Source organism: Bacillus sp. JJ783 (assembly GCF_036963225.1).
Taxonomy (GTDB): Bacteria; Bacillota; Bacilli; order Bacillales; family Bacillaceae_G; genus Bacillus_A; species Bacillus_A cereus_U.
Genome location: NZ_JBALMG010000115.1, coordinates 1 through 14,986 on the forward strand (window position 1 = coordinate 1; position 14,986 = coordinate 14,986).

Below are 14,986 nucleotides of genomic sequence, written 5' to 3' on the forward strand. Positions count from 1 at the left end.
TTTTGACTTGTGTTTTTTTGTTTTTAAACAGTACACGAAAGAAGTAAAGGGAATACATAAGTAATACAAACACGTTGCCCAAGAGTAAATCATATTATATAAGAAATTGATGTATATTTTCCGGAAATTTGTTAAGGAATAGAGGTATATAATATGTTTACTTAAAAAGGGAGGAAAGATTATGAAATTACCAAGTGAAATTTGCATCGTTTGTGAGACAAAAAGAGAAGAAGGAATATATGTATATAATAATTTAATATGTTACGAGTGCGAAAGAAATCTGGTAAATACTGAGACAAATGACCCGAAGTATATACATTATTTAAAACAACTGCGAAAATTAGAAGTATCATATTTTTAAATAGGCATTATGCCTATTATTTTTTTTGCACTAATATCTGTATAATAGATACAGAATGAATAATAAGGAAGAGATGTATATGAATCAAAATCGTATGCCTTTATATGAGGCGTTAATGGAATTTAAAGAAAGGCGACTACTATCTTTTCATGTTCCGGGTCATAAGAATGGTTTAAACTTCCCTCAGAAAGCTTCAGGGGGGTTTAAGGACATATTATCGATTGATGTAACAGAGTTAACAGGATTAGATGATTTACATAGTCCATTTGAATGTATAGATGAAGCACAGCAATTATTAGCTGAAGTATATGGCGTGCACAAAAGTTATTTTTTAATTAATGGTTCAACAGTTGGAAATTTAGCAATGATTTTGTCTTGCTGCGGCGAACGTGATATTGTCCTCGTACAAAGAAATTGTCATAAATCAATCATTAATGGTTTGAAATTAGCAGGGGCTAATCCGGTCTTTTTAAACCCAGGGATTGATGAAGTATATAACGTACCAGTAGGTGTTCATGATGACATTATTAAGGAGGCAATTACAAAGTATCCAAATGCAAAAGCACTTATTTTAACACATCCTAATTACTATGGTATGGGAATGGATTTAGAGGCAAGTATCGCTTACGCACATGCACATAAAATTCCCGTTCTAGTAGATGAAGCCCATGGGGCACATTTTTGTATAGGGGACCCCTTCCCGAAGTCAGCATTAGTTTATGGTGCGGATATTGTGGTTCATTCCGCACATAAAACATTACCTGCGATGACAATGGGATCTTATTTACATATAAATAGCCGTTTGGTGAGCGAAGAAAAAGTTTCCTCCTATTTAAGTATGCTACAATCTAGTAGCCCATCGTATCCAATTATGGCTTCTCTTGATATAGCACGTTTTGCAATAGCAGTTATAAAGGAAGAGGGCCATGATGAAATCGTTGAGTTTTTACGCCGATTTAAAGAAGGTTTGCGATCTATCCCACAAATAGCCATCTTGCAATATCCATCGCAAGATGAATTAAAGGTTACGGTGCAAACTCGCTGTCAGTTATCGGGGTATGAATTACAGTCTGTATTTGAAAAGGTCGGTATATATACGGAAATGGCAGATCCATATAACGTCCTATTTATATTACCGTTACAAGTAAATGAGGGGTATATGAAAGCTATAGAGATAATTCGAGTAGCTTTGCAGCAATATAAGGTAAAAGACAAGACAGCATCAATTCGTTATACTTATAAAGGAGAAATTTCCCCTTTACCGTATACGTATAAACAATTAGAGAGATATGAAACGAAGTTAGTATCTCTAGAAGAAGCCGTTGGTATGATAGCGGCAGAAATGGTGATTCCGTATCCACCTGGAATTCCATTGATCATGTATGGAGAGAGAATTACTCAAGAACATACAAAGCAAATTACTCATTTAGAGAAAACAGGGGCTCGTTTTCAAGGTAGTACGAAATATATGAACGTGTATGATATAGAAAGTAGGTTTTAGGATGAAGGGATTATTTGTAACAATTGAAGGGCCAGAAGGTTCGGGTAAAACAACATTAATTAAAAGTTTATTACCATATTTTGAGCAAAAGGCACAAAAGGTAATGGCGACCAGGGAACCGGGTGGTATTGCAATTTCTGAAGATATTAGAACAATTTTACATAAAAAAGAGTATACGATGATGGAGGCACGTACAGAGGCGCTCTTATATGCTGCTGCACGTAGACAACATTTAGTGGAAAAAGTTATGCCGGCACTTGAGGAAAACTATCTTGTACTATGTGATCGTTTTATAGATAGCTCTTTAGCGTATCAAGGGTATGCAAGAGGCTTAGGTATGGATAAAGTATTTGAAATTAATCGTTTCGCAACGGAAGATTGTATGCCTAGTTTAACAATCTATTTAGATATTGAGCCAGAGGTAGGTTTAGCACGAATTGAAAAAGATGCAGGACGTGAAGTAAATCGACTAGATATGGAAGATATCTCTTTCCATAAACGTGTGCGTGAAGGGTATTTACAAGTTGTAGAGCGTTTTTCTAATCGTATTGTATTAGTAAATGCTGATCAACCAATGAAAAAACTTATAGAAGAAGTTGTTCAGATTATAGAAGATAAATTGTTATAATAGAAGGAAAGAATGAAATAAGTGAGGTATGCAGTATGATAAATACGTGGGAGCAGCTTTCTGCTATACAGCCCATCGGTGTCAAAATGTTGATGAATAGCATTGCAAAAGAGCGTATATCCCACGCTTACTTGTTAGAGGGAGGGAAAGGGACTGGGAAGTTCGCCACAGCAATTCAAATGGCAAAAAGTTTCCTCTGTTCACAAAGAAATGGTGTAGAGCCTTGTCATGTATGTACGAATTGTCGCCGAATTGATTCAGGTAACTACCCAAACTTACATATTGTAAAACCAGATGGATTATCTATTAAAAAACAGCAAATTCACGATTTACAAGAAGAGTTTTCAAAAACAGGATTAGAAGCAAATAAAAAAGTATATATTATCGAGCATGCAGATCGTATGACAGCAAATGCAGCGAATACGCTTTTAAAGTTTTTAGAAGAACCAAGTAGTGATACAACAGCTATTTTACTTACTGAACAAAGTCATCAGATTTTAAATACAATTTTATCTCGTTGTCAAGTTGTTACGTTTAGACCGTTGCCTACAGAATCTTTAATTAAGAGATTAGAGGAAGAAGGTATTACAGTTTCTTTATCTACACTTGCTGCGCAGCTTACAAACAGTTTTGAAGAAGCTTTATTAATGTGTAATGATGAATGGTTTGCACAAGCGAGAGCTTTAGTGATAAAATTATGTGAAGCGCTCGAAAAAGATAAGGCCTCTATTTTTTTTGTACAAGAAAAATGGGGGAAGCACTTTGGAGAGAAAGAACAATTACAGCAAGGCTTAGATATGTTACTCCTTATTTATAAGGATTTATTATATGTTCAACTTGGAGAAGAAGATCGTCTTGTTTTTCATGAGCAGAAAGAGATGTTTGAATCCTTTTCTTATGCTCAGAAGCGCATTGTATCAGCTCTCTTTAATATATTAGAGGCAAAAAATAGAATCAACGCTAATGTAAATGCGCAGCTTGTGTTCGAACAGTTAGTGTTGCGGTTGCAGGAGGGATGACCGTTTTGTATGATGTAGTAGGTGTTCGCTTTAAGAAGGCCGGGAAGGTATATTACTTTGATCCAAATCAGTTCGATATCTCGGAAAATGAGTTTGTAATTGTAGAAACGGTAAGAGGTATTGAATACGGAAAAGTAGTTATTACCAAAAAGCAAGTTGATGAAAACGACGTTGTATTACCGCTTAAAAAAGTTATTCGTATTGCAAATGAAAATGATCGTACCATTGTTGAAGAGAATAGGCATGCTGCGAAAGAAGCATATCAAGTTTGTCAACAAAAGGTAGGAGAACATAATCTTGATATGAAGCTTGTAGATGTAGAGTATACGTTCGATCGTAATAAGATTATTTTTTACTTTACTGCGGATGGTCGGATTGATTTCCGGGAACTAGTGAAAGACTTAGCGGCAATTTTTAGGACAAGAATTGAGCTGAGACAGATCGGCGTTCGTGACGAAGCAAAAATGCTTGGTGGTATTGGTCCATGTGGTCGTATGCTTTGTTGTTCTACTTTTTTAGGAGATTTTGAACCTGTATCCATTAAAATGGCAAAGGATCAAAATTTATCATTAAATCCTGCAAAAATCTCTGGTTTATGTGGTCGCTTAATGTGTTGCTTAAAATATGAGAATGATGAATATGAGGCAGCAAAGGAACAACTTCCTGATTTAGATCAACGTATACAAACACCGCATGGTACTGGCCGTGTTATCGGATTAAATATTTTAGAAAGATTAATTCAAGTGGAGCTAGTAGACAAGGAACGGATAGTAGAATATACGTTAGATGAATTAATTAATAAAGGGGTCGTTTCGAGTCAAACCACAGATTAATGAGGTGGGTGCTTGTGGAGAAAAAGGATATTTTTGCATCGGTTTCTAGTATGGAAGAGCAAATTGGACATTTATACAAACAGTTGGGAGAATTAAAACAACATCTTGCAGAATTATTGGAAGAAAACCAACATATAAAAATGGAAAATGAAAATTTGCGACATCGTTTTGAAGAAGTGCAGAACAAGGAAAAACAAAAAACTCAAAAACGCAAAGAAATGAAGGCGAAGACAGATATTGGTGAAGGCTACGATAACCTAGCAAGACTATATCAAGAAGGTTTTCATATTTGTAATCTACATTATGGAAGTGTACGTAAAGAGGGAGATTGTTTATTCTGTCTGTCATTTTTAAATAAAAAGTGAGATTACCTTTCCAATATAATTGGAAAGGTAATTTTTTATACATGAGAGTAGAATGAAATTTATTTTCACATTAATAGAGGATGAAATAGGGTAGGTTAAGTGTAAGAAAGGGAGCAATATATGAATTTATATGAAGATGAGCGTTTAGATTACTTATTAGCGCAAGATATGAAGATTGTACAAAGTCCATCAGTATTTAATTTTTCTTTGGATGCTGTTTTACTTGCAAATTTTGCTTGGGTGCCAATTCAAAAAGGTAATTTACTTGATTTGTGTACAGGTAACGCAGTTATCCCTCTTTTATTAAGTACAAGGACAAAAGGGAAAATTACAGGTGTAGAAATTCAAGAGCGCTTATATGATATGGGAATAAGAAGCGTTCAATACAATAATTTAGAAGAAAGAATTCATTTAATCCATGGAGATTTGAAAGATATGCCGGAGAAACTTGGACGTCATCAATATGATGTTGTAACATGTAACCCTCCTTATTTTCAAACACCACAAACTTCTGAGAAGAATATCAATGAACATTTAGCGATAGCTCGTCATGAAATTATGTGCACATTAGAGGATGTTGTATATGCAAGTAGCCAGTTAGTGAAACAGGGTGGGAAAGTAGCATTTGTACATCGTCCAGGTCGTTTGCTCGACATCGTCACATTAATGCGTAAATACAAAATCGAACCGAAACGTGTGCGATTTGTTTATCCTAAGGCTGGTAAAGAAGCGAATACATTGTTAATTGAAGGAATTAAGGATGGGAATGCAGATTTAAAAATCTTACCACCTCTTTTTGTATATGAAGAAAACAACGAATATACAAAGGAGCTTCGTTCAATTTTATATGGAGAAGAATAAGCATTGTTTTTATGTGGTGGAGTGTTCTGATGGAAGTTATTATGCTGGATATACAAATCATATAGAAAAACGGATTCAGACCCATAATAGTGGAAAAGGTGCTAGATATACACGTGCTAGGCTTCCAGTTGGTTTGAAATATGTAGAGGATCATGAGGATAAACGAACGGCTATGCAAGCTGAATATCACTTTAAACAGTTAACGAGGAAACAAAAAGAAGAATATATGCAAAAAGGAGAACGCTATGTGGCAGCAAAAAAGCTTTCAGCAAAATGAAAAGGGAGTTTTATATTTAGTACCGACTCCAATCGGAAATTTAGAGGATATGACATTTCGTGCAATCCGAATTTTAAAAGAGGCAGACATTATTGCTGCGGAAGATACAAGGCAAACGAAGAAACTTTGTAATTACTTTGAAATTGAAACACCAGTTATGAGTTATCATGAGCATAATAAAGGAGTAAGTGGACGGAAAATTTTAGATAAGTTAGAAGAAGGTAAGACTGTAGCCATTGTGAGCGATGCTGGTATGCCATGTATTTCAGATCCTGGTTATGATATCGTTGTAGAGGCTGTAGCAGAACAATATCATGTTATTCCGCTTCCTGGGCCAAATGCGGCTCTTACAGCATTAATTGCATCAGGACTTGAGACAAAACATTTTTATTTCTATGGTTTCCTGCAAAGAAATAAAAAGGGACGCAAGCTTGAATTAGAAAAACTACGCTATATTCCAACTACAATGATGTTTTACGAGGCACCGCATCGTTTAGATGACACCTTAATCTCTATGCAAGAAGTATTAGGAAATAGGGAAATCGTATTATGTCGTGAGCTAACGAAAAAATTTGAAGAGTTTATTCGTGGAACAATTGAAGAAGCGATTGAGTGGACGAAGCAAAATGAAGTTCGTGGTGAGTTTTGTATTTTAGTAGCAGGTTCAACAGAAGAAGCTGTTCCAGAAGAACAATGGTGGGAAGCTGTTTCAGTATATAATCATATTGAACATTATATAAATGAAAAAGGTATGAATTCAAAAGAAGCGATAAAAACAGTCGCTAAAGATCGAGATTTGTCGAAACGAGACGTATATCAAATCTATCATGTTGATAAAAAATAAGCTTCTCATAATTGAGAAGCTTATTTTGCTGTTTCGATATAATCTTGAAGTTCGTTTAAGACTTGTTCAGCGCCTTCTTTGCTTAAGATAATTTTACCTTCAGCTAAAGATAGGTTACCATCAGATACTTCACCAGTTACTTGGCAAGTCATGTTTGGTTTATATTTCTTTAAGATGATTTTCTCGTCATCAACATAGATTTCAAGAGCATCCTTTTCTGCAATACCTAAAGTACGGCGTAATTCGATTGGAATTACTACACGACCTAATTCATCAACTTTACGAACGATACCAGTAGATTTCATAATTCTTTTCCTCCTAAATAAATAGTTTATAAGTTTCGAGTCTATTTTTTGATTCGTCATTTTTCGACAAAATACCCTATGGACATATGATACCAATCATTTACATTTCCGTCAATTCTTAAATTCTATATTTTTAAAAAAGATTTATAGATTTTTATACTTCTTATATATAATAGAATGTGAGTCATTTCTATAATTGTTTCGTATTATTTTTATAATGTTTATACCTTTTGGAAAAAAATATTGTATATTTTTTTGAATATGAGTAATAGATGATAAAGATATCGAGCATTAACTCGTTTTTATCCCGCTTTAACGAGCAGTAAGACTCCCACTTCAAAATTTAGCCGGAGCAAAGAAGTTAAGTGGGAGATCAACTGCTCGTAAAAGCCCGATTGGTGTGGGCTGATAATCCATGGGGGATGAACCCCCCACGGATTAAAGTTTCACTTTATATATGAGTTTTTGATATACTGTTTATAAATACATATGAGGTTATTCGGGAGGTCCAAAACGATGAAAGAGGAAAATAAGTCCTTTTATATTACTACCCCAATTTATTATCCAAGTGGAAAGTTACACATTGGACATGCTTATACGACGGTAGCAGGAGATGCGATGGCACGATATAAGCGTATGCAAGGATACAATGTTCATTATTTAACAGGAACTGATGAGCATGGACAGAAGATCCAAAAGAAAGCAGAAGAACTAAATGTTACACCACAAGCATATGTGGATAACATTGTATCAGGGATTAAAGAGCTTTGGGAGAAGATGGATATCTCTTATGATGATTTTATTCGTACAACTGAAGATCGTCATAAAGATGTTGTTGAGAAAATCTTCAAGCAGCTAGTAGATCAAGGCGATATTTATCTTGATGAATATGAAGGTTGGTATTCTGTACAAGATGAAACATTCTATACAGCGCATCAATTAGTAGATCCAATTATGGAAGGTGACAAAGTAGTTGGTGGAAAAAGCCCAGATAGTGGTCACGCTGTAGAACTTGTTCGCGAAGAATCGTATTTCTTTAGAATGGGTAAATATGTAGACCGACTATTAAAGTTCTATGAAGATAACCCTCATTTCATTCAGCCGGAGTCCCGTAAAAATGAAATGATTAATAACTTCATTAAACCAGGATTAGAAGATTTAGCTGTTTCTCGTACTTCATTTGACTGGGGAGTTCGTGTTCCAGGTAACCCAAAACACGTTATTTACGTATGGGTAGATGCGTTGTCTAATTACATTACTGCATTAGGATATGGAACAGAAAATGAAGAGAAGTATAAAAAATTCTGGCCAGCAGATGTCCATTTAGTTGGGAAAGAAATCGTTCGTTTCCATACAATTTATTGGCCAATTATTTTAATGGCTTTAGATTTACCACTTCCGAAGAAAGTCTTTGCTCATGGCTGGATTTTAATGAAGGATGGAAAAATGAGTAAGTCAAAAGGAAACGTAGTAGATCCAGTTACACTAATTGATCGTTACGGATTAGATGCATTGCGTTACTACTTACTTCGCGAAGTTCCATTTGGATCTGATGGAGTATTCACACCAGAAGGATTTGTTGAACGAATCAACTTTGATTTAGCGAATGATTTAGGTAACTTATTAAATCGTACAGTAGCTATGATTGATAAATACTTTAACGGGGAAATCCCTGCATTTAAAGCAAATGTAACTGAGTTCGATGAAACGCTAGTGACATTTGCCCAAGATACATTGAAAAAAGTAGAAGAGGCAATGGAGAATATGGAATTCTCTGTAGCACTAAGTTCCATTTGGCAATTAGTTAGCCGTACGAACAAATATATTGATGAAACGCAGCCATGGGTATTAGCGAAGGATGAGAATGATCGTGAAAAACTTGCGTCTGTAATGGCCCACTTAGCTGAGGTACTTCGTCAAACAGGTATTATGCTTATGCCATTCCTAACAGTAGCACCAAGTAAGATGTTTGCTCAACTTGGCCTTACTGAAGAGGCGCATAAATCTTGGGAAAGCCTATCTACAATTGGATGTATTCCAGGTGGAACAAAAGTAGAAAAAGGAAACCCTATTTTCCCTCGTTTGGAAATGGAAGTAGAAGTGGGGTATATTAAAGAACAAATGCAAGGTTCTACTCCTAAAGTAGAAGAGAAAAAAGCAGAAGAACCAAAGGCAGAAGAAATTACAATTGATGATTTCTTTAAAGTAGAATTACGAGTAGCTGAAGTAATATCTGCTGAACCTGTGAAAAAAGCAGATAAGTTGTTAAAAATTCAGCTTGATTTAGGTACAGAGAAGCGTCAAGTGGTTTCTGGTATTGCTAAATTCTATTCCCCAGAAGAACTAAAAGGTAAAAAGGTCATTTGTGTAACGAATTTAAAACCTGTAAAATTACGTGGTGAATTATCACAAGGTATGATTTTAGCAGGTGAAGAGAATGGCGTATTGTCATTAGCATCAATTGACCAAAATTTACCAAATGGTACAAAAATCAAGTAATTGAGACAAGAAAAGAGATGTTTCACGTGTAACATTGGTGAAGCGTCTTTTTTCTTTTTACATCCCCTTTTTTTGCATTAAAATTGTAGTATTGTTATCGTTAAGTTAGAAAGAGCGTAGTTTTCTATGAGAGAATTGATTTCAATATAAAAGGAGTTATTTATTATGTTGTTTGATACACATTCACATTTAAATGCAGAGCAATTTGAAGAAGATTTACCGGAAGTTATCGCGAGGATGAAAGAAGCGGGAGTTACCTATACAGTTGTTGTTGGATTTGATGAAGTAACGATAAAGAAAGCCATTGAATTAGCAGAGGCTTATGATTTTATCTACGCTGCAGTTGGATGGCATCCCGTTGATGCAATCGACATGAATGAAGAACATTTAGCTTGGTTAGAAGAATTAGCTGCCCACCCTAAAGTAGTTGCAATTGGAGAAATGGGATTAGATTATCACTGGGATAAGTCTCCAAAAGAAATACAGAAGGAAGTATTCCGTAAACAAATTGCATTAGCGAAAAAGGTGAAATTACCGATTATTATACATAATCGCGATGCGACTCAAGATATTGTTGATATCCTAGAGGAAGAGAATGCAGCTGAAGTAGGAGGCATTATGCATTGCTTTAGCGGTAGTGTAGAAGTAGCGCAGCGATGTGTCGATATGAACTTTTTAATTTCATTAGGTGGGCCAGTAACATTTAAAAATGCCAAGAAACCGAAAGAAGTTGCTATGGAGATTCCGTTAGAAAAATTATTGATAGAGACAGATTGTCCATATTTAACACCACATCCATTTCGAGGGAAGCGAAATGAACCGAGTTATGTAAAACTGGTAGCAGAAGAAATTGCGAATTTAAAAGGAATTTCTTATGACGAAGTAGCACAAATAACAACAAAGAATGCCAAAGCCTTATTTGGTGTTGAATAAAAAAGAATGGGGAGTCCCATTCTTTTTTTGTTTTTTGAGAAGAGAGATAATAGAAATGATAAGAACCCACTATTTACTCATAACATAAGTGTAGAAATATTGCGGATAAATTAAGATGGAGATAGAAGTGTTACAATAAGGATAGTGAACAAAGATTTTTCTCTTCTACTTTTTAAAATGTAAGATTGGGAAAATAATAATGGAAAAGTCGTCATTTTTTTGTTTTACTAAGTAGAGATGAAACGAGTGTGGAGGCAAGCATGAAAATTAAAGAGATTATCGTTGTAGAAGGTAAAGATGATACAGTTGCGATTAAACGTGCTGTTGATGGAGATACAATCGAAACGAACGGTTCAGCAATCGGTGATCATGTTATTGAGCAAGTTAAATTAGCGCAGCAAAAACGAGGCGTTATTATTTTCACAGATCCAGATTATCCTGGAGAGCGTATTCGAAAGATTATTTCTGACAAGGTTCCTGGATGTAAGCATGCTTTTTTACCGAAGGAAGAAGCACTTGCGAAAAGGAAGAAAGGCGTTGGAATCGAACATGCTTCTAATGATTCGATTCGCCGTGCTTTAGAGAATATACATGAAGAAATGGAAGCTTACACAAGTGAAATTAGTTGGAGTGATTTAGTCGATGCGGGCTTAGTGGGCGGAGAAATGGCAAAGAGTCGCAGAGAAAGAGTGGGTAAGCTATTAAAGATTGGTTATACAAACGCAAAACAGTTACATAAACGTTTACAAATGTTTCAAGTTTCAAAGGAATCATTTGCAGAAGCTTATAAGCAAGTAATACAGGAGGAAAAAAAATGAAGGATATCGCAACACCAAATCGTACGAAAGACATTGTTGAAAAGTATGGATTTTCATTCAAAAAAAGTTTAGGACAAAATTTTTTAATTGATACAAATGTATTAAATCGTATCGTTGATCACGCAGAAATCGGTTCAGAAAGTGGCGCAATTGAAATTGGACCAGGTATCGGTGCGTTAACAGAGCAATTGGCGAAGCGTGCTAAAAAAGTAGTGGCTTTTGAAATTGATCAGAGATTATTACCAATTTTAGACGAGACGTTAGCTCCATATAGCAACGTTACAGTTATAAATAAAGATGTACTAAAAGCAGATGTACATGAAGTGTTTAGTGAGCAATTTGAAGAAGGGCAAGATGTAATGGTAGTAGCTAACTTACCATACTATATTACAACGCCAATTTTATTTAAATTGCTTGAAGAAAAATTACCGGTTCGTGGATTTGTTGTTATGATGCAAAAAGAAGTTGGGGATCGTTTAGCTGCTAAACCAGGAACGAAAGAGTATGGTTCTTTATCAATTGCCATTCAGTATTATACAGAGGTAGAAACAGTTATGACTGTACCGCGTACAGTGTTTGTGCCACAACCAAATGTTGATTCTGCGATTATCCGTCTTCTAAAGCGTCCTAAACCAGTTGTAGAAGTGACAGATGAAACTTTCTTCTTTGAAGTAGTACGAGCAAGTTTCGCACAGCGTCGTAAAACTTTAATGAATAACTTATCAAATAATTTAAATGGTTTCCCGAAAGATAAAGAGCTGTTGGATCGAATTTTAACAGAGGTAGGAATTGATCCGAAGCGAAGAGGCGAAACGCTATCTATCGAAGAGTTTGCAACATTAAGTAATGCATTAATTCTTCATAAATTGTCATAAGAATATGAAAGGGACAGTTCAACTTGAGCTGTCCCTTTTGTCACCTTTCCTTTCCTAAATTCATACTTTAAAAACAGGTAAGATGGCCTAACGAGTTTGGAGGTAGGAGAATGGCTTTACATGTTGGAGAATTAGTTGAACGATATTCTCATAATAGGGATATTCTTTTTCGTATTATAGAAATAAAAGGCGATATGGCAATATTATTTGGAGAGGAAATTAGACTTGTGGCGGATGCACCACTTGCAGATTTAGTTAGTATAGATCAACGAGAACATAAAAATAGAGTGAAGCGTGAAAAAGAAACGATGGAGCGTACTTACCGGTTGTTTCAGCAAGATTACGTGTTGATGAAACAAAGACATGAACATAATTCAACTGGTGGATATACAAGTGAAGTGAATTATTTTCAAATGCCAGGGCGTGTATTGCATATAGATGGAGATCCTTTATATTTGCGCAAGTGCTTAGATTTATATAATAAAATAGGCGTTCCTGTTCAAGGTATTCATTGTAAGGAAACGGAGATGCATGAAAAGGTAGTAGACTTAATAGATCATTTTCGCCCAGACATTTTAGTTATTACAGGACATGATGCCTATACAAAGTCAAAAGGAGTTATGGGAGATTTGGCAGCATATAGACATTCTAGACATTTTGTACAGGCTGTTCGAGAAGTGCGGAAAAAGTATCCATCATTAGATCAACTCGTTATTTTTGCTGGGGCTTGTCAATCACACTTTGAGGCGTTGATTCGAGCAGGTGCTAATTTTGCTAGTTCACCGTCTAGAATTAATATTCATGCGCTAGATCCGGTATATGTAGTTGGCAAAGTTAGTTTCACCTCATTTATGGAAAGAGTCAATGTATGGGACGTTGTGCGGAATACAATTACTGGTGAAAAGGGACTAGGCGGAATTGAAACAAGAGGGATTTTACGAACGGGATTACCTTTTCAACATTATGATGAATGAGCAAGGTACATACGTATCTTGCTTTTTTATGTGGAAATGATTTAAATGAATCTGGATAAAAAGCGACAAGAATGTGCAGACTATACAATGATACTTGTACAATATAGTATTTCTTCTATCTATTCGAACGCATGATGCTTTTATAATAATATTGTCTGTAAATTGCGGTTAATAATTGGGATAGATATATCGTGTTTTAAGTGTTCAATCTAAATTACAGCGAGGTGTAGCAAGGTATATGTCAAAACGTTTAGATGAAATTAAAAGCGAATTAGATCACCATCTTGGACAGCGACTTGTATTAAAGGCGAATAGTGGAAGAAGAAAAACTGTGGAGCAATCGGGTGTACTTGCAGAAACGTATCGTTCTGTGTTTGTTGTACAGTTAGATCAGCAAGAAGATGCATTGCAACGTGTATCTTATAGTTATGCAGATGTTTTAACAGAGACAGTAGAGTTAACATTTTACGATGAACCTCATAATGAAGCATTTTATAATTAATGTGTTGTTTGTTACATATATTCCCATAAATGAAAAGCTATATTATTTTGCATACTAATTATACCGTAGCAAAATAAGGAGGGACTCTGCATTGAGTAGACGAAGAGGAGTCATGTCAAATCAATTTAAAGAAGAGCTTGCAAAAGAGCTTGGCTTTTATGATGTTGTTCAGAAAGAAGGATGGGGCGGAATTCGTGCGAAAGATGCTGGTAATATGGTGAAACGTGCTATAGAAATTGCAGAACAGCAATTAATGAAACAAAACCAGTAGTTGTAAGATACTTTCTATGCTGCGGTAGCCGAGGAGAGATTCCTCGGCTTTTTGCACGCTAAAAGGTGCCATCATTTGACATAAGTAGTTTCATTCTGAATGCTTTTCGTTATAATTAGGGAAGTGTCATCGTCTTACTATAAATTTGTGGTAAAATAAACGATAAAAGATTGAGTACATAGAGTGGGTGAATAGATTGAAGCTACTAGTGAAAGCACCAGCAAAGATTAATCTGTCGTTAGATGTACTGGGAAAAAGACAAGATGGATATCATGAAGTGAAAATGATTATGACAACAATCGACTTAGCAGATCGTTTAGAGCTAATGGAATTAGCAGAAGACCGTATTGAAATTTTGTCTCATAATCGGTATGTCCCAGACGACCAACGCAACTTAGCTTATCAAGCAGCGAAATTATTAAAAGAGAAGTTTAATGTGAAAAAAGGTGTATCTATTACTATTGAAAAAACGATTCCAGTAGCAGCTGGATTAGCAGGTGGAAGTAGTGATGCAGCAGCGACATTACGTGGCCTTAATAAGTTATGGGATTTAGGGCTTACAATTAAGGAATTAGCAGAGCTTGGCGCAGAAATTGGATCAGATGTATCGTTCTGTGTATATGGCGGAACTGCAATTGCCACTGGAAGAGGAGAGAAAATTGAACATATAAAGACTCCACCTTCCTGTTGGGTTATTTTAGCAAAGCCCCACATTGGTGTATCTACTGCTGATGTGTATGGGAATTTAAAATTAAATCGTGTTACACATCCAAATGTAGATAAAATGGTTGAAGTCATTAATGACGGGGACTATAAAGGGATTTGTGATACTGTTGGTAACGTTTTAGAAGATGTGACGTTTGTGATGCATCCTGAGGTTGCACGTATTAAGGCGCAGATGAAACGATTTGGTGCGGATGCCGTATTAATGAGTGGAAGTGGCCCAACTGTATTTGGTCTTGTACACCATGATTCGCGAATGCACCGTATATATAACGGTTTAAAAGGATTTTGCGAACAAGTATATGCAGTTCGTTTATTAGGAGAGCGAGAAACGCTTGAATAAAGACGTATAATACGGTATGATTTGTTTAGAATATTCGTGATTTGAGGTGAGAGT

Annotated in this window: 18 protein-coding genes; 17 read left to right on the top strand and 1 reads right to left on the bottom strand. The window is 35.6% G+C overall.

Annotated elements, in window-relative coordinates; all coding sequences use genetic code 11:
• Nucleotides 1-181 precede the first annotated feature (181 nt).
• The 9 genes from V7038_RS22295 (at nt 182) to rsmI (ending at nt 6,689) form a co-directional block, all read left to right on the top strand.
• Complete coding sequence (locus V7038_RS22295) at nt 182-361, top strand: sigma factor G inhibitor Gin (protein WP_002107281.1); 180 nt, start codon at nt 182-184, stop codon at nt 359-361.
• A gap of 79 nt (nt 362-440) precedes the next feature.
• Nucleotides 441-1,862 carry an aminotransferase class I/II-fold pyridoxal phosphate-dependent enzyme gene (locus V7038_RS22300; RefSeq protein ID WP_335695647.1) on the top strand — a complete coding sequence of 474 codons (1,422 nt, stop codon included), beginning with the start codon at nt 441-443 and terminating at the stop codon, nt 1,860-1,862.
• 1 nt (nt 1,863) lies between these two features.
• Nucleotides 1,864-2,490 (top strand): dTMP kinase, encoded by a 627-nt coding sequence (gene tmk / locus V7038_RS22305; RefSeq protein WP_002113256.1) that lies wholly within the window; start codon nt 1,864-1,866, stop codon nt 2,488-2,490.
• Nucleotides 2,491-2,525: 35 nt separating this feature from the next.
• Entirely contained in the window at nt 2,526-3,509 is a 984-nt protein-coding gene (gene holB / locus V7038_RS22310) for a DNA polymerase III subunit delta' (RefSeq protein WP_002009636.1), read from the top strand.
• A 5-nt stretch (nt 3,510-3,514) separates the two neighbouring features.
• On the top strand, nt 3,515-4,342 hold the full coding sequence (locus tag V7038_RS22315) for a PSP1 domain-containing protein (RefSeq protein ID WP_002107285.1): 828 nt from the start codon (nt 3,515-3,517) through the stop codon (nt 4,340-4,342).
• 14 nt (nt 4,343-4,356) lie between these two features.
• Entirely contained in the window at nt 4,357-4,707 is a 351-nt protein-coding gene (gene yabA, locus V7038_RS22320) for a DNA replication initiation control protein YabA (protein WP_002009639.1), read from the top strand.
• A gap of 120 nt (nt 4,708-4,827) precedes the next feature.
• On the top strand, nt 4,828-5,568 hold the full coding sequence (locus tag V7038_RS22325; protein ID WP_002113257.1) for a tRNA1(Val) (adenine(37)-N6)-methyltransferase: 741 nt from the start codon (nt 4,828-4,830) through the stop codon (nt 5,566-5,568).
• Entirely contained in the window at nt 5,555-5,845 is a 291-nt protein-coding gene (locus tag V7038_RS22330; RefSeq protein ID WP_002107287.1) for a GIY-YIG nuclease family protein, read from the top strand. Before V7038_RS22325 ends, V7038_RS22330 begins: the two co-directional genes overlap by 14 nt.
• Nucleotides 5,814-6,689: a 16S rRNA (cytidine(1402)-2'-O)-methyltransferase gene (gene rsmI, locus V7038_RS22335; protein WP_335695648.1), complete on the top strand. Its 876-nt coding sequence runs from the start codon at nt 5,814-5,816 to the stop codon at nt 6,687-6,689. The genes V7038_RS22330 and rsmI overlap by 32 nt, the downstream gene beginning before the upstream one ends.
• A gap of 20 nt (nt 6,690-6,709) precedes the next feature.
• On the opposite strand, the gene V7038_RS22340 is transcribed toward rsmI, so the two are convergent.
• The gene (locus V7038_RS22340; RefSeq protein ID WP_000843037.1) at nt 6,710-6,994 is read right to left on the bottom strand and encodes an AbrB/MazE/SpoVT family DNA-binding domain-containing protein; all 285 of its coding nucleotides are present in this window, start codon (nt 6,992-6,994) and stop codon (nt 6,710-6,712) included.
• A 516-nt stretch (nt 6,995-7,510) separates the two neighbouring features.
• Between V7038_RS22340 and metG the strand changes: the two genes are divergently transcribed.
• From metG to ispE, 8 genes are all read left to right on the top strand, one after another.
• A complete protein-coding gene (metG, locus tag V7038_RS22345) occupies nt 7,511-9,493 on the top strand; it encodes a methionine--tRNA ligase (RefSeq protein WP_002113259.1) in 1,983 nt (660 codons plus the stop codon).
• A 165-nt stretch (nt 9,494-9,658) separates the two neighbouring features.
• Complete coding sequence (locus V7038_RS22350; RefSeq protein WP_002107291.1) at nt 9,659-10,426, top strand: TatD family hydrolase; 768 nt, start codon at nt 9,659-9,661, stop codon at nt 10,424-10,426.
• Nucleotides 10,427-10,686: 260 nt separating this feature from the next.
• Nucleotides 10,687-11,244 (top strand): ribonuclease M5, encoded by a 558-nt coding sequence (gene rnmV, locus V7038_RS22355; protein WP_002113260.1) that lies wholly within the window; start codon nt 10,687-10,689, stop codon nt 11,242-11,244.
• The gene (gene rsmA / locus V7038_RS22360; protein ID WP_002091590.1) at nt 11,241-12,119 is read left to right on the top strand and encodes a 16S rRNA (adenine(1518)-N(6)/adenine(1519)-N(6))-dimethyltransferase RsmA; all 879 of its coding nucleotides are present in this window, start codon (nt 11,241-11,243) and stop codon (nt 12,117-12,119) included. The genes rnmV and rsmA overlap by 4 nt, the downstream gene beginning before the upstream one ends.
• 110 nt (nt 12,120-12,229) lie before the next feature.
• Complete coding sequence (gene yabG / locus V7038_RS22365; RefSeq protein ID WP_002107293.1) at nt 12,230-13,093, top strand: sporulation peptidase YabG; 864 nt, start codon at nt 12,230-12,232, stop codon at nt 13,091-13,093.
• Between the two features lie 238 nt (nt 13,094-13,331).
• On the top strand, nt 13,332-13,595 hold the full coding sequence (gene veg / locus V7038_RS22370) for a biofilm formation stimulator Veg (RefSeq protein ID WP_002107294.1): 264 nt from the start codon (nt 13,332-13,334) through the stop codon (nt 13,593-13,595).
• A 91-nt stretch (nt 13,596-13,686) separates the two neighbouring features.
• A complete protein-coding gene (sspF, locus tag V7038_RS22375; protein ID WP_001985066.1) occupies nt 13,687-13,866 on the top strand; it encodes an acid-soluble spore protein SspF in 180 nt (59 codons plus the stop codon).
• 196 nt (nt 13,867-14,062) lie between these two features.
• A complete protein-coding gene (gene ispE, locus V7038_RS22380) occupies nt 14,063-14,932 on the top strand; it encodes a 4-(cytidine 5'-diphospho)-2-C-methyl-D-erythritol kinase (protein ID WP_131798894.1) in 870 nt (289 codons plus the stop codon).
• Nucleotides 14,933-14,986 lie beyond the last annotated feature (54 nt).